Genomic DNA, 22,131 nt, shown 5'->3' on the forward strand with positions numbered 1-22,131 from the left:
TCAACAAAGATATGCAGCTCACAAGGTGCTTCATACAATTCAAGATACGCATTGATATGACTGCCATCTAGCGGCATAGTCACAGGATGATATGAGCGTCCCCGTGCAATCACATTGAATGCACTCAAAATAGCGTGAGCTATATAACTAAACTCAGGCGCATCATCTAGCTTGCGCCCTTGCTTTTCGCGGATCTTCTTCTGAAAGTCGGTTAGTCCACCGTCTCCTGCGTGCCATTGGTAGAGCTTTGTGACTTTCCCAAAGTGTCAGATTTCACTTGATCCGCTTCTAATTGGATCTTTTCAGCATGCGCTTTTACAAAGGCCCAAATTGCCACACCTATATCACCCATATTTAACAATTTAGTGGCGTTTTCAGGTGTACAAGGCTGCTCAGTTTCTTTGCCATTTTCACGGAAAGATACACCATCCCAGTCTTCAATAAGGTGGCAAGCAGCAGCTTCAAGTAATAATTCATGATAAAGCTTATCTTCACCACTGGCCGTAGATACTACATAACCTTTTGATGCGACCTGATTTTGTGCTCGCTCTAAAGCAACACGATAGGGTTTATAAGATTCACCACGAATCTTAAAGCGAGCCAATACGTTACCTTCAGCATCTTTGTATTCTTTCCAAAGAGATGTTTCTTTGCTTTTTTCAATTTCTACAACTAAGGTCATTTTCTTTTTCCAAAAATATAGCCCCTTTCGGGGCCTTAATTATGCTGTTGTGCGTGTAATTGTTGGTGCTTCTTTCACATGGCGGAATTCCATCGCCATAGTGTGATCATCATTCTTATTGGTATCTGAAAGCCCGTCATTATCAAGCTCCAGCTTCGTGAAATTGAAACCGTAGGCATTACCTTTTGAATCCTCCATGCCAATTTCAGCTGTCATAGTTTCACGTGATTCAACGTAAGGAATCCATTCTTTTGATGTGGTTGTAAGTGCCAAAGTCACATTTAGAGTAATGGTGACATTACCTTCTGTATAGCGGTTTGGAATCAAGCTGCCGTTTCCTAAACATGGTTTAGCAGTCAGATTGTTATTGATGGTGATAGTGAAGGACTCGGCACATGCTGTACCTACTGTTGACACACCACTAATTTTAAACTCATTCACGTTGATTGATGACATGAATGGAGTATCTGTAGCTGCAACAGGATTTACTACTGGTGTTGCAGTTGGATTGCTATAGCCGGTTGCACTAATTGAAGCTGTGCCTGTGATTTTCCCTTCTGTATCGCCTTGAATGGTTAGCTCACCAATTCGACAACCAGTGAAAACTTGGATAAAGCCGACTTTTTTGTCATGCTTAACAATTGTGTATGTTGGTAGTGTGTCACCACCAATTTCCAAAGTTGAAACACTTGGTGTGCCTGAATCAACAAATAAATTACCAGCAACACCTTCAAAAAACATATCTTGGCTTAAGGCTGATAATTCAAATTCAATGCTACCCGTTGCTTCGGCTGAACTTGCCACAGAACCTTGTTCAAAACGTGAATCAACAATCTCATCTGATTGTGTCATTGATACCGTCTTTTTGAGTGAGTCTGAATTTCGACGCAACGTATGCCACACTGGCACCGCAGGCAAAGTATTAGGTGTTTCTTCTTTCGCAATGTGGATTACCACATCAGTGCCCTTTGACATAGTTGTCTCCTGAATTTAGGCATAAAAAAACCGCCCTAAAAGGACGGCTAAATAAGAATTTGGGTTTAGTTCACTACGTACGAAATATTCACGTTGTACTGGTAATAAAGTTCACCATAAGTGCTTACATCAATAATAGAAGCTTCACGCAACTCCAACTCATCCTTTTTATGGAACTGCATATGTTCAGCCCACTTGTCAGCCATCTGAGATATCAAATCTGTGCCTGTATTTAACGGTGCAAACAATTGGATATAAACAATACCGGTAGTGCGTGTACTTGGTTTAGATCCGATCTCTGAAATAAAACTGCCCGCATTTTTAACGGTGATCTTGGCCCATATTTCTTTTTCAGGTGGCTCAAACGGCTTGCCTTCGTGCAAAGGATTATTTGCCAATTGAATATGTTCTTTAAGCATCCCAGTAAAAGAACCAACACGTGCAAGAATGGCTCGCAAAGCTTGAGTATTTGTCATCATTTGTATTTCTCGCACACATACTGAAATGTTAAAGCATAGACACCATTTGGTGCTTGCTCACTATGTCCATTCTCTAATGCAACCGCATACGGGAGGTTATTTTGAATATACACACACGAACCTAAGTGAGCTTTCAGAATTTCCTTAGCACCATCATTAAAAACAACCTGATCTAGATTACCTTTTGGTGATGTATTTCCGGTACCCTCTACCGTTTCATTAGTTGTTGCGTCCACGGTGACACGATGGTTTGAACGAAAAGCACTTGTGTCCACCGGGCTTGCGGTAATTACACCTTGAAGCATCTCTGCACTAACTTTGCGTAAATGACTATCACCATCAGCCAATACCTGTAAGGCAAAATTAGAAGGTTTGTTTTTCCATGACATAATCTAGGCCTTTCTGAGTTGAATTACCCAAATAGATTCTGTTGGGTCTTGCCCAACATTCACCACCTTAAAGCGCCCTTTTGGCGTGGTCCAAACATCACTGATCTGAGGCACTTGAGCTACTTCATTTTGCAATACTGTGGCCTTTGAGTCCGTGACTTGATAATCAGTTGGTTTGACCATATCTTTTAAATAAGAGCCAAACAATACACCCCGACCGCTGTACGCTTCCACAGTAACGGTTGGATAAGTCTGTGTTTCAAAATCAAAGTCACCCGACTGGATTTCTTTTGAACAAGTGAATGTATCTACCGCATCAGCAAGCTTTTTATCAAAGGCTTTTGCTACTTTGGATTGGATTTTGTTTTTGATCATGGCTTTCACTTGCCTCATACATATCAAATAAGTCTTGAGCTATACGCTGTATTGAGTAAGCCTCAAACTCGATACTGGGTTCTTTTTCACCCATCAAAAGCTTTGATCGCTGCCAAATATGTACAGCTTCATGCAATAACAGGCCATGAATAGCAATCAAGGATTTGTCTTGAATTTCCCCAAGTTGAACAATGCAATATTTCCCACCATCGTAGTAATCCACTTGTGCAGGACAGCCAAGAGATAGAAATTCATCTGAATCACTCATGTCGTCAAACAGTAAATCCATATGTATCTGATTGCGGGCCAATGTGTACTTGGAATGCTCAAAAGGCGTGATATACCACTCAGGAACATAGTCTGTATTAATCATGCCCGAAACACCTCGAATCCAAATCCTTTAGACTTCAAATCCAATGAATCAATGAATGCTCGCGCTATCTGCTCATACTCTGAAATCTCTACACTACCTTCAGCAAAGCTTTCAGTCACTTGTACCGTATCAGCCTTTACGCTTTCACTTGTGGTTTGGCGTGCAATACCTGAATAAATCACGCCAGCCTGAATACCTTTAATAATCTCGCAGGCAGAGTCTCTTAACAGCGGGTCAATCGGATCGGGAATAAAACCAACTTCATTCTTCATCCATGTGTTTGCTAGTTTAATCAAACGAGCTTTATCACTATCATCGGCAAAGTCTGCCCCAAGGATAGATTCAGCTTCTTCAACAGTAATAAAGCTCATAGCATTATTCCTTTGGAATTAAGAGGGCCAGCAAATCATCTTTTTTGGCATCAGATGAGAATTCAATTCCTTTCAATTTCAGAACATCTTTTAGTTCATCCACTTTAAGTTTTGTGTAATCCACTGATTGAAGCTCAGTGATACGAGCTTGCATTGCACCAACATCGTTTTTGAAAGAAATCAGCTCACCTTGTGCTGTGGCCAACTGCTGTTTTGTGTTGGTTAAATCAAGCGCGACTGCATCAAATTGTTCTACAGGAACCAAACTAGTCAAATCAGCGGGTTCACCCTGAATCAGCCCAGCCTTTAACGTTTCCAGTTGTTGTTTCAGGTCATCATTTTCAGCAACAACTTTTTCACATTCAGCTTTTGTTTGATCAATAGTGGCTTGCAGTTCAGGCGTAATACCTACCTCCAAACTCACTACCACAGAATCAGTTGAAAGCTTTTCACCTTCATATAATTCATGTTGGCCAAGTTTGAAATCGGATTCATTAATGACTCGAAAATCATCGCCATCTTTAATTTTTACAGTTTTTACTTGTGACATGTAACTCTCCAAAAGAAAGAGCGCGTATAGCGCTCAATCTAAGTTTTATTAACCCAACAGCAAGGCAATATGATCTTGCTTAATTGCCTTTACGCCCCAAGCTAGACGGACATGGTAAACAACCTGCATGAACTGGCGATACACGGCGATTTCAAACGCTAGGCCAGTTAATGGATCAACCACTTGAATTACATCATCAGCAGAGTCACCGCCTTCTGGTAGTGCTGGTGCACGAGTTGCTAATGCAATTGCCGAACGAGCAAATGCCACATTGGCTGTGTAAGCATTACCTCGGGTAATGGCTGTATTATCAGCAGCAGGGATTAATAAGCCTGACTTATTCAGGGCAAGACTTGTACCTGCTAATCCGCCTGACACATATTTGTTGCCATCGCCCGCAAAAGTAACAATGTCGCCAGCTAGAATTGTCCCTGCACCACCATCAACTGCAATGGTTGTAGATTTTGCGCCTACTGCACCGTTGACGAGATAATCAGCACCAGTGCCATTCACATGCAAGCCAGATGCATGCGAGTGACGAATCGCCATATTCATCACACGATCAGTCATACCGTTACGAAGCATGTCTGCTGAACCAGCTTCATTTACCTTAAATAAACCAGACTGCTTACCACGTAAATTACCAATTGCAGCATGACCAAGGACCAGCTGAAGATCAGTACGAGGTGCACCATTTTCTTCAAGAATTCGCAATACGCCTGCAAAGTCAGATAAATCCGCTGCTGTACCAAATGGTGTGGTACCACCTGTACCAAATGCACGTGAGGCATTTTTATAAGCTTCTACATGTACATCTGATTCAATTTCATTCACCAATGTACGCATAGCCTGATAGAAGCGATCAGCCTGAATTGTGCTGAACGTGCCAGCATTAGAAAGACCTTTGGTTTCTTCACCATTCCAGCGCACAGGAACGTGACGGGATTTGGTGATTTGTGCATCTACATGGTCTACGTTGGTATCACCAGTATTTGGAGCATTTGCGCTAGGGATTGTGTCCTGTGCTGTAACTTCAGTGGTCACTGGTACACGAACATTTTGCCCTACTGCTGCACGCTCAATACCAGAGTCACGCGAGACCGCAGGAATGTAACCTGTTAACTCACGTGAAACCTGATCAAGTGCTTCGTAGATATCAGGAATTAAACCTGTAAGAGTGTTAGCCATTCGCTATTATTTCCTTTTAAAAATTAATCAGTAACTTTGCCGCCTTCACGCATAAATGAAGACTGCTCAATAGGTTTTAGGTTTGTAAATTGATCACGCGACATCGTCTTAGACCCGCCCTGACCGCCATCACCTTGAAAACCACCACCTGAACCTTGACCACCTTTTAGAATTGAATCTTTATGTGGGTATCCACCAACTAAAGACTCCAAAGCCTCATCAAAGTCAGCGACTTCACCAGGGCGAGAACGCGAATAAATCTTTTGACCATCCGTGCCGTATGCCACGACCTTGCCTTCTTCGATTTTGAAGCTTTTACCAAATTGGGCTTGGACCATGTCTACGGGTACAGCAATGTTGTCTTGAATGTACTTAGAACGAGCGAATCCACCGCCAATCAACTCACTATGTAATTGCTGTTGTACAGCATCACGCTCAGCGGTTAATTGCTGAATTTGAGGTTCGTAGGTCTTTTTAAGTGCATCGGTAATTTCAGCCTTAACCTTGTCTACCTCGCCTGCATCCACAAGCTTTTTAGCGTCCAAGTTTTGAACAATTCCGAGCGCTTCTTTTACCTTGACGGGATCTAGTCCCTCAAAGGCTTTAACTTGTGCTTCAAACTGTTCTTTGGCTTCACGATGGGATTTCGCTTCACCATTCAGGCGAGTGATCGTTGCCACTGTCTGCGGAGCATCAAAGGCCACCTCTTTACCGTCATCATGAACATAAACAGGCTTACCATCCTGAACCACTACATGACCGTTTTCGTCTAATTTCAATTTCATAAGTCATCCGACCCTTTTTAGTGAGCATCCGCTCGTTACGCTGTCCGCATCCGCTTTCAGCAGGTGTAAAAAAAGCACCCTAAGGTGCTATATTTGGATTTGGCTGTTTTATTAAGTGATTACCCAGTCTTCTGCAAAAATATCTGTTTGTGATGCTAACCAAGGTACAAGCTCGCCCGTTGCTGTCTTCATGTAAATGGCTTCTAATACAGGAATTGCATTACCATCGCCATATCTGTCTGCAATAGCTTGAGCTACAGCCTCGCCATTGATATGAATTAACCACATGCCTTTTCCATTCCAGCCACTGCGAGCAACTTTTTCACCCTGTCTTAGCGCATGAATGGCATCACCAAAGGTTAAATTTCCATTTTGACGATAAGCATCTTTAAACACGCATTTAGGTGACCAAGAGATATAACCTTTATGGCGCTCATCACATGGCTTACCACCATCAACATATTCAACCAAATAACCCTGTTCTTCTGGGTCTTCATTTTCAGGAATTTTCCAACCGCGATATTCGTTATATTCACCACGTGTCATTGTTGTTGCTAAAACTGATTTAGTGCCAACGTATGCGCAAAGAGATAAAGCCAACAATTTCTTACTCATTTTTTTCTCACATAAAAAAGACCCGCTTGGGTCCATGGTTTGATTTGAATTTGGTTTGTAATCTTTTAGCGACCCTGCATTGGTGTGTAGCCATCAAGATCAATATTTTTAACTACAGGCTTTAATGCATGTTGTGCAATCCAAATATCATTACGGCATACAGGACAACTCAGCACATACACTGTTTCATTTCGATCGGATTTTACTTGGGCTTCATTCTTCTGAAACTCAAGCACCGAATGACACTTACCACATGATGCTGTGTAGGTTTGCAGCTCAGGTGGTATACCTTGACTAATTACTTTCATTATTCACCCAATACATTGTTAAATGTCTTTTGATCTAAAGCTTTAAGCTCAGCCAACGTGTACCCCCGCTTATTCAACGGATCAGCAAATTTATCAATGCTGTACTCGCCATTTTTATAAAGCTCATACTTCGATTTACCCAACCAAGTGCGCTGAAAAAACTCATCCGACTGCTCGAAGAACTCTTTAAACGATGTATTTGCATCCAACTGCCCAATTAAGTGTTTGCGCTCATCTTTGGGAATATCTTTAACCTTGCGTTCATCCATCACAAATGGTCTCAACCCTGCAATTTCACCATCTTTATTGCATGGTACGTAGGTTGTGCGGTTATTTGGATGCACAGGGAACCGTGGACGCATTGGATCGTCAATTGGATAGACATCACCATCAATAGAAGCGCAATACTTACACGTGCGACCGTCTAATGTTGCTACAACCTTCACATACTCATAGCCAAGTGCTTTGTATGTGTCGATGTAAGTCGCATTACTGATATGACTACGTGCAGTACGCACCTGGCGTTCTATTTCAATTACGCTTTTCTGAAGAAGCCCACCTACATACTTATACTCATCATTTACTTTAGTTCTTTTACCTTTAATCCGATGAATAATCTGCTGATTGGTCTGGCCTTGAGAAATACCGTCACGAATGACATATTCCACTTTCTTTCGCAACGATGCGGAAATGTCAGAAAATAAGTAATCAACTAACTGACCGCCCGAATACGGCGTTTTCTTAATGGTCTTATAAATTTTCTCACCAGATATAACTGCAGCACTACTAGCAATTAGGTTTGATGAATAAGAGGTCTCATAAACTGCGAGTGATACTGCAGACTTTTCAAATTCTGAACTTAGATCCTCATCAATTGATTTAAACCACTCATTCAGAGTTGCTTTGATTTCTTCAATATTCTGACTAGCTTTAGCTATGCTCGAAAAATTAACACTCTGTAATGCTTTACGCTCAGAATCTGTCAAATCTTCAAGTAATTCACTTAATCTAAGTAATTGAGCATTGGAAAGCTTATTAAATTGAGCTGTTAGCTCGTTTACGCTTTGAGATGATGCTCGATACAAATACGCTTGATGTTGGCTCAGCGCATCAATAAGGGCTTTCTGCGCTGATTTATCCATCTTTATTCCTCATCATCGGGTGGGACATCTATTCCACCATCATCCCGCTTTTCAATTTTCTTAACAATATCTTCCCATTTGTCCTCAGGGAATGTGCCTGTCTGCTCGTAGTGGTACCACACATACATTGGTAACTCACCAGCAAGGCAGGCTTCATAAATCAATTTAGAGCGAGTTGGGTCGTATTTGGGCTTATTAAAATCCTGAGCAATTGTGAAACTTAGCTCATCTACCTTTAGATCATGTTCAGGCATCACAAACTTGGCACACCAACGTAGCGCATTGGTAAAGGCTTCAGATACATTGGCCACAACGAGTGACAAAACCGAATGCTGGATTGAGCTGTCATTGTCTGCCTGGGTCGCTGTCTTATTAGCTGAACCAACTTCAATGAGTCGAGCGCCAAGCTCTTTCATTTGGTTCCACTTATCATTCATACGCTCATAAGCCAGTCCATTCTTTTCCGCTTGGACCATCTTGGCATCTGTAGGTATGCCTGATCGACTACCGACACTAGCACCTGACTCTTTCACCATTGCGTACTGTTCTGGTGTGATGCTTGGGAAACACAACGTAGGCTGACCAACAATGAATGCAGACTCTTCCACATCCGCAGTACTGGCATAGTATGAAAGCTCCATTGAAGCCAATTCATACAGTGGAGCAGTGCCAATCTCATCTGAATTATCCACGGCGCCACAGAACGTAAAAGGAATGTAGTCCCATGGCTTGCCGTGATAGTCAGTTGGAGTGAACTTCTCACCTTCTATCCACTGCCCTTTATCATCCTTTGAGTGGATCTGCACAGTATAAATATGCCCATTAGCCGTTTCTTCCAACAGCAAAATACGATACTGATCAGTTGACTCAACAGCAAAGCCGTTGCGAACCTTTACTGTTTCCAACAATTTTACAAAGCTGAGCTTTTTTTGATTACCAACAATAATGTAATCCCAATCCTTGATTGCACCCGCTTTGATAATATGAATCATCGGAAAAGCGCCTTTTAACTTTTCCTCTTCCTTATTTTTGCTGGGTGCTACTGCTGGGTAGTCAACGTAAACCCCACAGCGATAGTTTTTATTTACCAGTCGTGTCGCACGCTGTGCACATTGCCAAATTGAACGTCCAGCACCATCTGCATTGCGTTCTAAATATTCAAGCGTACTAGGACGATTGAATACAGGTGTTTTCCCAAATGCTAATCCGATATGGCTGGCAAGCGTTCGACTTGTTACACCAGGGAAAATTGCACGGAGCAGATATTCTTCATATCTCCCCTTACCATCCAAATCTTTAGGGGATTTAAAAAGTGTGGGTAGTGGCAAATATACTTCACGTTTTTCTTTAATTGCTTCCTGACCACCACAGGCATCATCCAGCTTATTCCAAGTCTTAATGTGCTTATCATAGTCAGCATGTGTTGCTGTAATGCTCATATTAGAATCCAAACATTGGTAGGTCGATACGAGTGACCGGTTTTATAATCGGGAAGCGCTTAGCCAATGGATAACCACCCGCATCACCAACGTGGTCAAGTCCTGATTTTTTATCTGGCATACCAAAATCGTCATAAACCTGCTGCTCTAATGTTTCGGTCAACCGTGGGCATTTGTTGGTATTTACTAACAACGTACGCTCACCATCACCATTCAAAATCAAAGCATTAACTGAATTAATTCGATCTTTAATCGCCGGGTTAGTTCCACTAACCTCCACCCTAAATCCCTTATCTCGCAAAATCTGATGATCCGATTCACTACTATTTTTTGATGACTTAGCCTGCCCTGCGGCATCAGGTATTACAGTCATGTCATGTAAAGGGAACCGCTCGTTAAGCAAGGTAGCCATCGTAGGTGTATCCCTCACTCCAACCATCTCATCTAAAGCCAAAGGCCTGCCTTCACGGATGACATAGACCACAGCTGCCATCTTCAGGACGTTAAAGTCCATCCCGATGATCAAAGACTCGCCTGGTCTAATTTCTTCATCGGTATGATTTAGTTTTCGGTCAAAATCTGGATATACCGCGCCACTGGTTAAGTTGACGAATTGCCCGCGCAAATATGCTGAAATTAATTGTGGTGGATAGGATTCATAAAGTGATGAAATATAATCATCCGGCAAGTTAGCCTCATTGTCGTATGTTGAAGCTTGAATCATTCCATACAGTGCACGCTTTGCAGGGGTTAGATTCGCCTCTTTAACGAACTGCTGATGCGTAAACTTAAACCCCTCTGGTGTAGTTGCAACGTCAATGCCATTGATTAGACCGGGGTGTTTCACACGCATACGCGCAATGATCTTCCGCCACGCTTGTTGAGCTTTAACCGTAGGCATTACATCCAGCTCATCAATCAAAGCATGGCCAATCTTAAAACCCACAATCGTTTGTGGCTTTTCCATAGATCGGCAGATGATCGTGCTTCGATACTGTCGACCGTAGTAAATATCGACTTCTTTATTTGATTCGTAAATCTTGGTCTTTAACCCCCAGTCAAATGCCACTTCATCAATGGTCGGAAAGAAGATGTCACGGATCTGCGGATAGGTTGGCGCAAAGTAACCTAATGGCACCTTAGGAAATTCCCAAGACTTGTCACATAGGCTTGAACAGCCTACCCACGTTTTTCCTGATCCAAAACCTGCAACAAAGGCACGAAACTTATTCTCCAGCTGTAAGAAATTAGCCTGAGGTACATTCAGGGTCGGATTGATGTTCGGCATTTGATTTACTCGCATCCACGACCTGTATGGTCACTTTGACTGGAGTTGGATCATCAGCACCCTCACCATCCCCATTTTTGATTTTGTCTATCTCAAGCTGCTTAAGCTGAGCGTCTAAGAGTTGAAGTTCATAGCCATGCATTTCATCCTTAATCTGCTTAATGATGTTCTGCTTCATTTTCTTATTCTTGTTCCAGTCCTCATACATCTTCTGGAGTTCATTTAGGCGTACTGCTTTATTCGCCAAAGGAATGTCGTAGATATTGGACTTAAAATCTTTTCTAGTCCGAATGAAAAGATCCTTTAATTTCTTACTCATTCCCCTGCAAGTTGCTTTTGTTGGATCGTATGAAGCGACCTGCTGACGCTCAATTTCAATGCCAAATTCTTCCCTTACAGCATCCACTACTTGTTGAGGTGTTTCAAAGCAAGCAAGAGACTGAACTATAAAGATTTTTACAGGCTCTCTTAGTGTTGCCATAAACACCCCTTTGTAAGACTACGTAAGGGTAAATAGGCAAAAAAAAGAGCCTTAAGGCTCAATTGATCACACAGTTCCCACAACACGCAGACACATTAAAATCAGATACAAACGGCGCAGTCTTGGTGATTTCGACTAAGCGCTTAACGCTGTCGCTTGCACCCCAACGTTTGACTACACCATAGAACTCTTCAACGTCATGGCTAGCTAGGTAATGCTTTGGTAAACCAGTATTGTCGCTATAGATAATCTCGTCGTCTTGGTCACGCTCTACACCAATGTGATAAAGCTCATGTTCTATTAAGGCACAGAAGTCATGATCTGAAGCTTGCTCACAAAATGATGCGTCTATAGTGATGAGATAAACTGGCACACAACCAAACCAGTCCCTCATCTGCTGTTCCTGCCGAGCCTTCTTCCATCCGCCCTGGTTAAACATCACTTTTTCACATTGGCCCAGTACCATACGCTTCTTTGCCATACATGCAGATGACGCCCAAGCAAATGCTAAAAAGGTTTCATCGTCATGTAGTAACTCTGAGATATGGTCATGATCTGGATTGTGGAGTTGGCCACCAATGGTTAGATAATTCTTAATCACCCATTCTTTTAATTCCACGGCGGGCGCAAGGCGAATTGCTTCTTCTTCCTCAGCCTGATCAATGAGATCCGTCGGTGGGAATGGTCTGATCTGTTCCATTGAATATTTGTCTCTTTAAGTTTTTCAGCCATTGAGATGCAAAATTAGCTTCAATCTGAAGTGGCCCATATTCATCAACCTTGTAGCGATTTGCTGACTCAATACGTACTACGGTATATCCCATCTCGGCAGCGTCATCGTATCGGTCTAGACTCCAAGCCTTATTCGCCAATTTCCCACCACGACCACCAGACCAAGGACCACCTGAAATCTCAACTAAGATTCGATGTTCGATTAAATGGAAATCAAAACGCCAATGCTTTGTAGATTTAAATTGGAATTTCTTTTCATATTTGATGCCTAGAACACCTAAAGCATGTTCAAATTCTTCTTCTGCTTCTAAGTATGCCTCTTTGGCTTTTGGCAAAGGTTTAGAGCGTGGTTTCGTTTTAGGTGGGCGCTTTTTGGTTTTCCAAAAATAGTCGTCTGCGTTCATATACAGCACCCATTAAAAAACCACCCGAAGGTGGTTCATTTAAAACAACATCGACATTTGTCCAATTTCATAAATGATTAAGGTAAGAATAAAAGCCGAAACCGAGATTACAAGCACATCTTGTGAAGTCATACTTATCTCCCCTTTGTTGTTCTTTTTTTATACTCTCACAATTAAAATAATTATCAACACTAAAAGAATACATTTCTCACAATTTACAGTGATAGATATGTAAGAAATTATACAAAGATGAAGTATTAGTTAATTAATTGTGTAGGGCCATTCTTAGATTCTTAACCCGATCTTTCAACTTAATCATAATGCTATCAATCACCAGCAACTCATTACGAGTCAAGCTAGAACATCTGAAGATTCAAATTTCCTCTTATGCCCCAAGATATCTGATTTGCACCAATATTCATCTAACTGAGTGTTAATTAAATCTTCTTCCATAGATTCGAGAACATAAAAAAGCCTTAACTCTTCATTTCTTTCTAGAATCTTAAGTCTATATTTTTCTATTTCAGCCACTCCAGGCTTGGCAATAACTTTCTGAAACCCAGCGCTAAATATTATTGGTGCAACTGGTTTTTCGTATTCACATTGCCACTCTATTTCGTCAGCAACTCCCCCTACAGCTAAAATTTCCCTAACCTTACCTGCAGCTACCCCACCAATGACCGCGATTTTCATAAAAATCTCGATATATAATATAAAGGTAGATTGATAACACATTAAAATATTTAAACAAGCACAATATTTTAACAAATATTTTCTAAGCTTGAGTTTATATCTAATTACCTACATCCCATATAATGAAGCTATAGGTTATGTATATTTTAGTAATAAGAAAAACCCCGCCAATAATGCATATTGAGCGGGGTTTCGTGTGCCGTAATCCGTTCGGCAAAAGCCACCGAAGTGGCAGGGTCAATCAATCTCATCCAAGCAATCACGGCAAACTTTAATCTCATCACCGTCAATCGTGTGATCAATCTCAGTTGCACCGTGAAGGCCAAATAAACACATTAACAATCGGAGCACTTTGTTCTCCTGAATTTTGGTGCGCCATGCAGGGCTCGAACCTGCGACCATCCGCTTAGAAGGCGGATGCTCTATCCAACTGAGCTAATGGCACTAGGTGGCGGCATTAAAATTTAAACCACTACGAATAAAGTTAAGCCGCCATTGGGTGCCTTGATATTGCTTTCACGGAACATTTCTCAAGGCATTAAAAAAGCCCATGTTTGAATGAGCTTTTAAAGCTTGGTCTCGGATAAACCGTAATACGACCAGTATAGTAAAACTATAGCCTAGTTATCAGAATAATGATAGACCTTACACCTTTATTTCTTTGTAGGTTTCTTTCTTGTATTTTTCTATTGATTTTGCAGCTTCGTCTATAGCGGACTCCAAAGCCAATGACATTAAGTTTTCGTACTGCTTCCAAGTTAGACGGTAGACATTCGTTGTCATCTGCATGGTATTAATCCCCGCATAATACAAACGTCCTTGAGCAGTAAAATTATTCTCAAGCTGGGGATCCAAAGAGAAATCTATAACCATGCGTGCAATTAAGTAAGCCAAGTGATTCATGGTAATTTGCTCAGGCTCTCGCTTCTTATCTGCCACGGCGTTTTGAAGCATGATATTTACCAGGTGCATACGCACATATTCATAATCACTTTCACATTTACCATCAAAGACAATTAATGAAGTAACCGACTTTGCCAACTGTGTATCCATTGTAGCAATGGCACCTAAACGATCTTCGTAATTCAAAGGTTTCTCCCCAGTGCCATGAGCTTGTGGCTCAAAGTTTGGTGACTTCGCAGTAATGCCATGAGTCAACCATTCAAATTGTTCAAATTTATCTGCCATAACTGCATTCATCCCAAATCCCCTTAAATCAAACTCAAATCTAAAATAGTCATAGTTCCCCAATGAACCGCACCTGTATCAATCCAATAGCAGTTGTCGCGCTTGCATGGCTTTTGGGTAACTGTGTGACCCATGATTACCGCATCAACTCCTGTTACATGGGTGTATTGCTTTTTCTCCTCATCTAGTCGGTCACGCCCCCATATCGCCAAATCGGCAGGACTTCTGCCGTCTATTTTTTTTGACAAGGGATTGGTGAGAACTTGCTTAAATTCATCCCAGTTATTTTGTTCAATATGCCCATGAACAAATCCATATTTCTTGCCTCGATGTGTAACCTCCAAAGCAATAGGTAAAGCAGAAAATGTTTTAGCAATTTGAAATTGATCTTCAACACTCAGCTCGTAAAACCACTCTCCTCCATTGGAAATATGGCAACGCTTAGAAGGAACATCACATCGCCCCCAAATACACAAATCCTCATGATTACCGCGTACCGATGTAAACCAAGTCTCATCAATGAGACTTACACATTCTTTGTTCTGGGTACCTCGATCCACCAAATCCCCAACAGCAACAAGCAAGTCATTTTCAAAATCAAAACCGATTTCTTTTAAGCGACTCATAAGCAAGTTGTAACAGCCATGAATATCACCAACCGCATAAAGCTTGCCTTTTATCTCTTTGCCCCAAACCTTAACCATTGCCATTTCATCACCCTATTAATTTTAAAATTTGCTCAATCGCTTTGCCGCTTTTCACTTGCTCAGTACTAAACCGTATTACCTGATAACCCATCATTGTTGCTGTGTTGTATTTCTCTAAATCACCTAAATAACCCTTTCCCCTTGTATGCCTGCCATTACTCCAGATCCCACCTTCCACTTCGACCAAAATCTTTTTGCCCTTCAAATGAAAATCAGCTCTCCATTTACGTGTGGGGTGAAACTTAAACTCCTGCTCAAACTCAATTCTAAGCGCCTTGAGCTGTAGGCTTAGGGTTTGCTCGCCCTCACTAACAACACGCTGTTTCTTAACCGATGCAGGTCGTTTAGCTCTGCGTTTTGGTTTGTAGATTCTTCGATATTCAGCTAGGGAGATGCTGGTCACTGGCACCTCGTTTAATCAAGGTAAAACACCCATAATTTCCAACAAATTTCTGCCCACTGTCATCAATTGCCGCGACTGCAAAATTCTTAATATGCGTCACAGTTAGTGTGCTTGTTGGTTGCTTCCATGCTTCAACGTCATGCATCACCTTGTCACCAATATGAAATGGATTACTCATGCTCAGTCACCCGAAATCAACTTGATCACCAAAATCACTACAACTAATGCAGAGCAAAATCCCAGTCCAAAACTAAAGCCTCGATTCATCCACTCCCAAACAGCGCCATTATTAAAACCGCCGTTTACCCACTTCCAAAAAAACTTAATTGCAAAGAATACAAATCCACTAAGCAACAGACAGAGCAGAAAGTCTTTATTACTCATCTCTCAATCACCTCTACATCAGCACATAGACACATAAACGGTGTTCCATCATCCAAGCGCCCAAATACACGGCCATCTTCAACACGATCTAATACACCGTATCCAGTGAAGCGTTTGCCTGAGTAAATCGTTGCTGATTCACTTATGAAATCCACTTTTACGCGGTCGTCTGCTTTCATGCTGATGCCCCATACTTTTCAAAGAAAAACACCACAGGTTCTGATTTGATTTCTATCAATCCAAAACGATGTAAGTGACGTGCATGTGTGCTATCACGAAGCAATTGAACGTCTCGGTAATGCTCAATAGACCTGCGCCACATTTCCAAAGACATTGATGATTTATTTGTATTACATGGCACGCATGCTGGATTCATATTTTCCAATGTGTCGTTTTGTGGTCTAAGCATTTCACTGGTTGTCCGTAGTCCAACACCAGGTATAAACTCCAGATCGCGCTTTACCGCTTCAATATGATCTGCATGCCACTTATCACCAAGCTCACAACCGCAATAAGCACAATGGCCACCAAATTTCATTTTTAAGTCTGTGCGCTGTTGTTTGGTTAATTTCATTTCGTCACCCCAAATAACTGTTTTGCTTTACCGCTGAGGAAGTAGCGAAAATCATCATTCTTTCCACCTTGAATCACGCTGACCAACCCCATTACAACTAAGCCACTTAAATAACGCTGCACAGATCGAATACTTAAATGAGGCAATGCCTGCGCTTGAATTTCTCTAGATGTGGCAATTTTGGTATTTTTAATAACGATCAAAACATCAATACCACGGTTTAAAACTGCGGCTTTGCTGTAGTCCACTTGGCGTTCATTCATACGGCCTCCGCTGTCCAAACTACATCATTCAAACTTGGTCTAAAAACAACTACACAACACCCAAACGGAGCATTAGTTTTTGAATTTCCAAATTTCAATCGGCCCCGAATAAAGTGAATTTCACGACCTAAACAGTAATCTTGAAACCAACGCGCATCAGTACGCACCGGAACCAAAGCAACAACTGTGTGCCCTTGCTCAGCTGTGTATGCTGCCTTTGACACCCAATCAATAATTTCACGACCATAAGGAGGGTTCATCCAACATGTACCAGTCCATTCTTGCTTCAAACCATTATCTGCAGGACTAAAAAAACGACCACACTTAGCATTTTCAGCGAGTGCACAAACATCCAAATCAAATTTAAAAACGGCGTTCAGCTTGTCAAAAAAGTCTTGCGGGGTTGCCCATATATCAGTTCGCTCTTCCGCTAATCCAAAAAGTTGATGATTTGCCATTGAATTCACACTTCACCCCCAACACGCTCATCTGCCCAATTACACTCAACCATATCCAAACCATCATGTTGAAAACGAGACCAGAGACGATCACCAAGGTCTTGTTCCAATTCATGTGCTGTCATGTTTGAAATCAACATGGTTGGTTTGCCAGCGTCATATCGCGAATAAAGAACTTTGTGCACCAGTTGGAGACGGTTTTCATGACGGTCATGCAATCCATATTCATCAAGAATCAATAGATCGTATTCTGTGAAGCGATGAACGGCATTTACCTCACTGTCATCAGCCTTGGTCCATGCATTCGCAATTTCATTAGCCATGTCTTCAGAGGTCACATAGCGGGCATACTTTTGGGTCTCGAGAATGTTTCGAGCTACGGCGCAAGCTAAGTGTGTTTTCCCAGTACCGGTGCGACCAATCATGATCAAATTGCGCTTAATCCCCTTCGTGAAATCTTTCACAAATGCGACGCATTGAGTTTTTGCATTTTGCTGACCGCTATTCGCGACCAAGTATTCTCTGAATCCACTGTTCGCATGACGGGTTGGAAGTTTTGCGCCTTGGAAGTGTTTTTCACGAACCATGGCATTCACGGCGTTGTGGTGTTCTGCTTGAGCTTTGTTAAGCGCTTCCGTTGAGCATTGCTTGCAGAACGATTTACCACGGAAAGAAACCATTTGTGCCTGGTGCAACTGGCAAAATTCTGTTGATTTCTGAATATCAAAACTAAGCGGTGCGATTGCGTTCATAGGAGCCCCCTTGTATCCACATCACCTGTTGCTGGTTTATAGTTCTGAACTTCACCCCAAGGATCATTCACGTTGCGGTTATTTGGTTTTTCAGAAGATTGTTTACGTGACGGTTTTTTTGCCTCGCGCTCAGCTTTGGTCACTTGTTTCTCAAATTCCTGCACCAACCAAGCTGCGAACTTTCTCGTTTTTTGGTTTTCAGTGAGATAGATTTTGTTTTCCCAGTGCGCATTGAAACTACCCAAGTGAAATTGGAAATCAGGCATGGTTAAAATTTCGTTTACGCAATGACTGAATTTTGTTTGAAGTAAAATTGTGCTTAGGAAATTTTGATCAGGTTTCCATGAGTCATCCTGAGCTGAATTTTCAGGTGATTCCTGTTGTGTGTTTATATCTGTAGTAATCTCTGTAGTAGTCTCTGTATTTGTCCCCTTTTTGAAATGGGGAGGGTCTACCTTTTCAAATGGGGAGCCTCCCCCTTTTGAAAGTGGGAGGGTGGTCATTTCAAAAAGCACAGGGGTAATAAGCTCAATAAACAAAACATTGTTGTATTTCTGATTGTTAGCTTCAATTGTGCGAAAATGACGTTTGAGCACTCCACACTTCTCAAGACGATCAAAAGCCTCTTTGACTTGCTGTTTTGAGAAGCCATATTGATCAGAAAAACTTTGGTAAGAACGCTGCAAAAGATCAGATTTGAACTTCTTTTTTACGCGCACAACTTGGCCAGAATATTCATCTCGCACCACTGTAGGTCGATGCCAATACACAATTTCTGAAAGCACAACAATCGCGTTCAAATCGGGTTTTCCACTCTCTAAAACGAATGTACTAAACCAACTGGTCGGCAAGATATTGCCTTCAAGGTGAACGCTACCAACCTGATCCACAACATCATGGCCAGTGCTGAATAAACTCATGCAGCATCCCCTTTTTCGATATTTTTAATAAAACGCCCAAACATAAAAATCTGACCAGCTCGATGCAGGCTTGAAATGATTTCACCTGCGTACCAAGCTGAAACACGATGATCATTGATCAGCATTTCCATAAACTCATCTCGCGTGACGGCAGCATTCTTTTCATCGCCTTTGATCTTGCGTAGATTCGCCCTACGGATCTCCAGCAATCCATCTAATGTGCGGAGTGCTGGCTCGTACCATGATTGTGTCCACTGAACCTGCTTATGCTCAGGTTTCTTTTGAATAGCCTTGTTGGTAATCATGGAACCTCCGCTAAGGCTTGTTCAGCTTCTGTTAAACGGCGTTTTGCATTGAGCTCAATAGTTGAGGCACTACGAACAAACTTTTTGTTTAAGGTTAAAATGCCAATACCAATGTAAACATCGACCGTGTTTTCGTAGACTTCCATGACGTTATAAATTTCATCGAAGTTGCCTATGACTTCATTAAGTACTACAGCATCACCGATTAAAAAATCCGTATTGTCTTCAATTACTTGTTGTGCTAAATTTAATTTATTCATAAAGATTTACCCTCTGAATTGAATGTTTGAGAAAGCCTGATCCCGACAATCAGGCTTTTTCTTTTTGTGCATTTGATGTGTACTTCTGCATTTGCTTAAGTGCTGCCTGATCCACGGCGGTAATCAACTCGATCAAGCCTTGAGTAATTTGGTGGATTTCTTCGTATTCCGCCGGTGTAATAACCCCATCCTCGTAAGCCTCATACACAACCCGGTTTGCTTTCCCGCTTTTAATGTTGTGCTGCATCATTGCTTCAAAGATTGATAGCTCATGATGTTTGCTTGAGTCGCAATCCACTGGCACAAGTGCATAACCCATCTGATGCGCCCACACCTTTAAAATTTCAGGGTTCTGCGTGTACATCATGATGGTTTCAAGCTTCTTTAAGCTCGGTAGATGGTTCGGCATTCCTACGTTGCCGTAGTTGCAAATCGTGTTATGTGAATCACCAGTGACCTGAGCAATTTCCTTTGGCGAAATCCCCTGCGTCTGGTTAATCATTTTAAAAATTGCCGTTTGGGCTTCACGGCTTAGTGTTATTTCTTGCATTTGTGAAATCCTTGATTTGTTTCACGTTTCTTTGGCGGGGCTATCGCGAGATAATTTGTTAAGCAACATTGCGATTAAGAGGTTTTTTCCCTTTCGCTAAGTCACGAATTTGGTATTCACGAGCTAATGGAATTTTTTCAGCAGGCCATTGACTGACAGCGTTGTGAGAAATACCAAGCTTTTCGGCTAATTGAGTAACTGAGCAATTGAGTAATCGCAGAGCATCCGACTTAGTCATTTAGGTTACCCTATAAGTAATTTAACTTACCCAATTTAACTACATAAAACTTACCTCGTCAATTGGTAAGATAACTTACAAATATTTGGTTGTATTGATATGGAAACTCTTGGTAGCCGCCTTAAAGCATTAAGAAGACAAAGAAATCTTACTCAACAGAAAATTGCTGATGCGCTTGGTGTCTCTAAAACCTCTGTGATTTATTGGGAAAAAGATGAGAATGTACCCAAACACGAGAGTTTAATTGCATTAGCCAGAACCTTAGGTACAACAACTGAATGGCTTTTGAGTGGCGTGGGAGTTCCAGAAAAGAGCAATGCTGATATAGCTAAGATCGAAGTTGGTATTTATCAAGCTGGAGATCCAGTTCCTGATGGGTATGTAGCTATTGATTATTATGATGATGTATTTGTAAGTGCAGGAAATGGGTACTTAAATCTAGAAAAACCAAGTAATAACAAAATGTTGTTTCCAGTTGATTTAATTAAAGAATGCAATGTTGAACCAGCAACTACCAAGGTAATTCACGTTCGCGGTGAAAGCATGTTTCCCAAATTAAAAGATGGGCAAGCCATATCAATTGATATGTCTGCCAAAACTATATATGACGGTGAAATTTATGCTTTTCAGGTTGGAGATGACACCAAAATTAAATACCTGTTTAACTGGAATGATGAGGGCAAAGGCGGATTTAAAGCTGTTTCTGCAAATTCGGATAAAAATCAATTTCCTGATGAGTATTACTCTCCTAGCCGCATTGAATCAGAAGGTATATCTGTACTAGGTCAATATTGGTGGAAGCAGGTTGTGAAGCGAATTCGACGTTAAAATGATTAGAACTAAAATACTTATATGAAATCATTTGGAACACTAATTTATATTCAATGTAAGTAGTTCGCCACCACATACTAAAAATGACTTCAAACAACCCACCTAAGCAGTGGGTTTTCTTTTGCTTATTAAAAACTAGAAAGTAAGTTATAAAAATAAATAGTAATCTTACTTACCTTTATAGTTGACAATAAAGGTAAGTTAGCTTACCTTTATCTCACAGACATTAAAAAGCCCTGAGACTTTCGACGGGATCAGGGCTTTTGCAAATTGCGAGATCAATTATGAACAAAACCTTATCCCCTTTCAATACCATCAAGATATCTCTTGGTGTAGCTGCTGTAACAATAGGCGTGCTGAGCTGTGGCTTTAAAACTGCACCGCAGGCTGCTCAACCTGTAGTTGCCAACGTTGCCCCATCTGAATACCAACTCCTTGCATTACGTATGACTGGTGATAACCACGGCGAAGCGGTTATTCGTTTAGATGGTTTCCGTGTTACAGCACGTTTTGAAGTTGAGGCATACCCTGACAGCTACGGCGTGCCGGGTAGTGAATTCACTGCAGTTGATGTAACCAGCCTTGATGAAGTGACTGTTTCTGATGCCCTAGGCAATCCATACAACGACTTCACAGATCACATCGACCACCAAAACTTCAATGCCCTCATCAAAGGCTATATCGAAAAGCATCGTTTAGTGGAGGCGGGCTAATGACTACTTCTACTCAAAATAGTTTCTCTAAACGTCTTGATGACGATGCTCAAGGCAATACACGTTTAAGCCTTGGGACTAAATACCCTGTCGTTTATGTGGCAAAAGGAAAAGACATTTTCAAGGAAACACCAAACGGTCTTGTAAAAGTCACTCTTGAAGAGCAAGTGGCTAAACCTTGGATTCGTGAAAACTTTGAACGTGAACGTGCTTTCCAACAAAGAAAAACCATGGCTGTTCGCCTTCAAAAGTCACTTACACGTGCTTATCCAAAATCATATAAACGAGCTAAAGGCTCACTGTTCTGGGCATAAGG

Annotated in this window: 38 protein-coding genes and 1 tRNA gene; 3 read left to right on the forward strand and 36 right to left on the reverse strand. The window is 41.5% G+C overall.

Annotation, left to right across the window (positions count from 1 at the left end; all coding sequences use genetic code 11):
• Positions 1-211: 211 nt before the first annotated feature.
• The 36 genes from ACE01U_RS09005 to ACE01U_RS09180 all read right to left on the reverse strand — a co-directional run bounded on the left by ACE01U_RS09005 (position 212) and on the right by ACE01U_RS09180 (position 20,271).
• Complete coding sequence (locus ACE01U_RS09005; RefSeq protein WP_110975611.1) at positions 212-682, reverse strand: phage-derived protein YdaY family protein; 471 nt, start codon at positions 680-682, stop codon at positions 212-214.
• Between the two features lie 39 nt (positions 683-721).
• Positions 722-1,657 (reverse strand): phage tail tube protein, encoded by a 936-nt coding sequence (locus ACE01U_RS09010; RefSeq protein ID WP_110975610.1) that lies wholly within the window; start codon positions 1,655-1,657, stop codon positions 722-724.
• 65 nt (positions 1,658-1,722) lie between these two features.
• Positions 1,723-2,136: a phage tail terminator-like protein gene (locus ACE01U_RS09015; RefSeq protein WP_395579258.1), complete on the reverse strand. Its 414-nt coding sequence runs from the start codon at positions 2,134-2,136 to the stop codon at positions 1,723-1,725.
• The gene (locus tag ACE01U_RS09020) at positions 2,133-2,525 is read right to left on the reverse strand and encodes a hypothetical protein (protein ID WP_395579259.1); all 393 of its coding nucleotides are present in this window, start codon (positions 2,523-2,525) and stop codon (positions 2,133-2,135) included. The genes ACE01U_RS09015 and ACE01U_RS09020 overlap by 4 nt, the downstream gene beginning before the upstream one ends.
• A gap of 3 nt (positions 2,526-2,528) precedes the next feature.
• Positions 2,529-2,900, reverse strand: a complete 372-nt coding sequence (locus ACE01U_RS09025; protein WP_395579260.1) for a glutamate 5-kinase — start codon at positions 2,898-2,900, stop codon at positions 2,529-2,531.
• Positions 2,857-3,273 carry a hypothetical protein gene (locus ACE01U_RS09030; RefSeq protein WP_395579261.1) on the reverse strand — a complete coding sequence of 139 codons (417 nt, stop codon included), beginning with the start codon at positions 3,271-3,273 and terminating at the stop codon, positions 2,857-2,859. Before ACE01U_RS09030 ends, ACE01U_RS09025 begins: the two co-directional genes overlap by 44 nt.
• A complete protein-coding gene (locus tag ACE01U_RS09035) occupies positions 3,270-3,644 on the reverse strand; it encodes a hypothetical protein (protein WP_395579262.1) in 375 nt (124 codons plus the stop codon). Before ACE01U_RS09035 ends, ACE01U_RS09030 begins: the two co-directional genes overlap by 4 nt.
• Positions 3,645-3,648: 4 nt before the next feature.
• Entirely contained in the window at positions 3,649-4,194 is a 546-nt protein-coding gene (locus ACE01U_RS09040) for a HeH/LEM domain-containing protein (protein ID WP_395579263.1), read from the reverse strand.
• Positions 4,195-4,242: 48 nt separating this feature from the next.
• Positions 4,243-5,382: a major capsid protein gene (locus ACE01U_RS09045; RefSeq protein ID WP_201951060.1), complete on the reverse strand. Its 1,140-nt coding sequence runs from the start codon at positions 5,380-5,382 to the stop codon at positions 4,243-4,245.
• A gap of 23 nt (positions 5,383-5,405) precedes the next feature.
• A complete protein-coding gene (locus ACE01U_RS09050; RefSeq protein ID WP_395579264.1) occupies positions 5,406-6,167 on the reverse strand; it encodes a DUF6651 domain-containing protein in 762 nt (253 codons plus the stop codon).
• 111 nt (positions 6,168-6,278) lie between these two features.
• Positions 6,279-6,782, reverse strand: a complete 504-nt coding sequence (locus tag ACE01U_RS09055) for a DUF2829 domain-containing protein (RefSeq protein ID WP_395579265.1) — start codon at positions 6,780-6,782, stop codon at positions 6,279-6,281.
• Between the two features lie 65 nt (positions 6,783-6,847).
• Positions 6,848-7,090 carry a hypothetical protein gene (locus ACE01U_RS09060; RefSeq protein WP_395579266.1) on the reverse strand — a complete coding sequence of 81 codons (243 nt, stop codon included), beginning with the start codon at positions 7,088-7,090 and terminating at the stop codon, positions 6,848-6,850.
• Positions 7,090-8,232 carry a minor capsid protein gene (locus ACE01U_RS09065; protein WP_395579267.1) on the reverse strand — a complete coding sequence of 381 codons (1,143 nt, stop codon included), beginning with the start codon at positions 8,230-8,232 and terminating at the stop codon, positions 7,090-7,092. The genes ACE01U_RS09060 and ACE01U_RS09065 overlap by 1 nt, the downstream gene beginning before the upstream one ends.
• A 2-nt stretch (positions 8,233-8,234) precedes the next feature.
• Entirely contained in the window at positions 8,235-9,671 is a 1,437-nt protein-coding gene (locus ACE01U_RS09070) for a DUF4055 domain-containing protein (RefSeq protein ID WP_395579268.1), read from the reverse strand.
• Position 9,672: 1 nt separating this feature from the next.
• A complete protein-coding gene (locus tag ACE01U_RS09075) occupies positions 9,673-10,959 on the reverse strand; it encodes a terminase large subunit domain-containing protein (RefSeq protein WP_395579269.1) in 1,287 nt (428 codons plus the stop codon).
• Complete coding sequence (locus ACE01U_RS09080; protein WP_234953511.1) at positions 10,919-11,440, reverse strand: DUF2280 domain-containing protein; 522 nt, start codon at positions 11,438-11,440, stop codon at positions 10,919-10,921. The genes ACE01U_RS09075 and ACE01U_RS09080 overlap by 41 nt, the downstream gene beginning before the upstream one ends.
• Positions 11,441-11,498: 58 nt before the next feature.
• Positions 11,499-12,140 carry a putative metallopeptidase gene (locus ACE01U_RS09085; RefSeq protein ID WP_395579270.1) on the reverse strand — a complete coding sequence of 214 codons (642 nt, stop codon included), beginning with the start codon at positions 12,138-12,140 and terminating at the stop codon, positions 11,499-11,501.
• Positions 12,100-12,576, reverse strand: a complete 477-nt coding sequence (locus tag ACE01U_RS09090; protein ID WP_395579271.1) for a hypothetical protein — start codon at positions 12,574-12,576, stop codon at positions 12,100-12,102. Before ACE01U_RS09090 ends, ACE01U_RS09085 begins: the two co-directional genes overlap by 41 nt.
• A 351-nt stretch (positions 12,577-12,927) precedes the next feature.
• Complete coding sequence (locus ACE01U_RS09095) at positions 12,928-13,269, reverse strand: hypothetical protein (protein WP_004693401.1); 342 nt, start codon at positions 13,267-13,269, stop codon at positions 12,928-12,930.
• A 146-nt stretch (positions 13,270-13,415) separates the two neighbouring features.
• Positions 13,416-13,583 carry a hypothetical protein gene (locus tag ACE01U_RS09100; RefSeq protein ID WP_395579272.1) on the reverse strand — a complete coding sequence of 56 codons (168 nt, stop codon included), beginning with the start codon at positions 13,581-13,583 and terminating at the stop codon, positions 13,416-13,418.
• 54 nt (positions 13,584-13,637) lie between these two features.
• Positions 13,638-13,714: transfer RNA gene (locus tag ACE01U_RS09105), tRNA-Arg, on the reverse strand.
• A 200-nt stretch (positions 13,715-13,914) separates the two neighbouring features.
• Positions 13,915-14,469, reverse strand: a complete 555-nt coding sequence (locus ACE01U_RS09110) for a hypothetical protein (RefSeq protein WP_395579273.1) — start codon at positions 14,467-14,469, stop codon at positions 13,915-13,917.
• Between the two features lie 11 nt (positions 14,470-14,480).
• Complete coding sequence (locus ACE01U_RS09115; protein ID WP_395579274.1) at positions 14,481-15,167, reverse strand: metallophosphoesterase; 687 nt, start codon at positions 15,165-15,167, stop codon at positions 14,481-14,483.
• Positions 15,168-15,171: 4 nt separating this feature from the next.
• Positions 15,172-15,567 carry a DUF559 domain-containing protein gene (locus ACE01U_RS09120; protein ID WP_395579275.1) on the reverse strand — a complete coding sequence of 132 codons (396 nt, stop codon included), beginning with the start codon at positions 15,565-15,567 and terminating at the stop codon, positions 15,172-15,174.
• Complete coding sequence (locus tag ACE01U_RS09125) at positions 15,545-15,745, reverse strand: hypothetical protein (protein ID WP_395579276.1); 201 nt, start codon at positions 15,743-15,745, stop codon at positions 15,545-15,547. The genes ACE01U_RS09120 and ACE01U_RS09125 overlap by 23 nt, the downstream gene beginning before the upstream one ends.
• A 2-nt stretch (positions 15,746-15,747) precedes the next feature.
• On the reverse strand, positions 15,748-15,951 hold the full coding sequence (locus tag ACE01U_RS09130) for a hypothetical protein (protein WP_395579277.1): 204 nt from the start codon (positions 15,949-15,951) through the stop codon (positions 15,748-15,750).
• On the reverse strand, positions 15,948-16,130 hold the full coding sequence (locus ACE01U_RS09135; RefSeq protein WP_395579278.1) for a hypothetical protein: 183 nt from the start codon (positions 16,128-16,130) through the stop codon (positions 15,948-15,950). Before ACE01U_RS09135 ends, ACE01U_RS09130 begins: the two co-directional genes overlap by 4 nt.
• Positions 16,127-16,525 (reverse strand): HNH endonuclease, encoded by a 399-nt coding sequence (locus tag ACE01U_RS09140; protein WP_395579279.1) that lies wholly within the window; start codon positions 16,523-16,525, stop codon positions 16,127-16,129. Before ACE01U_RS09140 ends, ACE01U_RS09135 begins: the two co-directional genes overlap by 4 nt.
• Positions 16,522-16,788, reverse strand: a complete 267-nt coding sequence (locus ACE01U_RS09145) for a hypothetical protein (RefSeq protein WP_395579281.1) — start codon at positions 16,786-16,788, stop codon at positions 16,522-16,524. Before ACE01U_RS09145 ends, ACE01U_RS09140 begins: the two co-directional genes overlap by 4 nt.
• Positions 16,785-17,255 (reverse strand): DNA N-6-adenine-methyltransferase, encoded by a 471-nt coding sequence (locus tag ACE01U_RS09150; protein ID WP_395579282.1) that lies wholly within the window; start codon positions 17,253-17,255, stop codon positions 16,785-16,787. Before ACE01U_RS09150 ends, ACE01U_RS09145 begins: the two co-directional genes overlap by 4 nt.
• Positions 17,252-17,998, reverse strand: coding sequence for an ATP-binding protein (locus ACE01U_RS09155; RefSeq protein WP_395579283.1), 747 nt, complete (start codon positions 17,996-17,998; stop codon positions 17,252-17,254). The genes ACE01U_RS09150 and ACE01U_RS09155 overlap by 4 nt, the downstream gene beginning before the upstream one ends.
• Positions 17,995-18,918, reverse strand: a complete 924-nt coding sequence (locus tag ACE01U_RS09160; protein ID WP_395579284.1) for a hypothetical protein — start codon at positions 18,916-18,918, stop codon at positions 17,995-17,997. The genes ACE01U_RS09155 and ACE01U_RS09160 overlap by 4 nt, the downstream gene beginning before the upstream one ends.
• A complete protein-coding gene (locus tag ACE01U_RS09165) occupies positions 18,915-19,223 on the reverse strand; it encodes a hypothetical protein (protein WP_395579285.1) in 309 nt (102 codons plus the stop codon). The genes ACE01U_RS09160 and ACE01U_RS09165 overlap by 4 nt, the downstream gene beginning before the upstream one ends.
• A complete protein-coding gene (locus tag ACE01U_RS09170) occupies positions 19,220-19,483 on the reverse strand; it encodes a hypothetical protein (protein WP_395579286.1) in 264 nt (87 codons plus the stop codon). The genes ACE01U_RS09165 and ACE01U_RS09170 overlap by 4 nt, the downstream gene beginning before the upstream one ends.
• 49 nt (positions 19,484-19,532) lie before the next feature.
• Positions 19,533-20,033: a phage regulatory CII family protein gene (locus ACE01U_RS09175; RefSeq protein WP_395579287.1), complete on the reverse strand. Its 501-nt coding sequence runs from the start codon at positions 20,031-20,033 to the stop codon at positions 19,533-19,535.
• 58 nt (positions 20,034-20,091) lie between these two features.
• Positions 20,092-20,271 (reverse strand): Cro/CI family transcriptional regulator, encoded by a 180-nt coding sequence (locus ACE01U_RS09180; protein WP_086207688.1) that lies wholly within the window; start codon positions 20,269-20,271, stop codon positions 20,092-20,094.
• A gap of 99 nt (positions 20,272-20,370) precedes the next feature.
• Between ACE01U_RS09180 and ACE01U_RS09185 the strand changes: the two genes are divergently transcribed.
• The 3 genes from ACE01U_RS09185 to ACE01U_RS09195 all read left to right on the forward strand — a co-directional run bounded on the left by ACE01U_RS09185 (position 20,371) and on the right by ACE01U_RS09195 (position 22,129).
• Positions 20,371-21,099: an XRE family transcriptional regulator gene (locus ACE01U_RS09185; protein WP_395579288.1), complete on the forward strand. Its 729-nt coding sequence runs from the start codon at positions 20,371-20,373 to the stop codon at positions 21,097-21,099.
• 287 nt (positions 21,100-21,386) lie between these two features.
• Positions 21,387-21,815 (forward strand): hypothetical protein, encoded by a 429-nt coding sequence (locus ACE01U_RS09190; protein WP_395579289.1) that lies wholly within the window; start codon positions 21,387-21,389, stop codon positions 21,813-21,815.
• Entirely contained in the window at positions 21,815-22,129 is a 315-nt protein-coding gene (locus tag ACE01U_RS09195) for a hypothetical protein (protein ID WP_395579290.1), read from the forward strand. The genes ACE01U_RS09190 and ACE01U_RS09195 overlap by 1 nt, the downstream gene beginning before the upstream one ends.
• The last annotated feature ends 2 nt before the right edge of the window (positions 22,130-22,131 follow it).

The organism is Acinetobacter halobius (assembly GCF_044130335.1).
In the GTDB taxonomy this organism is placed as follows: domain Bacteria; phylum Pseudomonadota; class Gammaproteobacteria; order Pseudomonadales; family Moraxellaceae; genus Acinetobacter.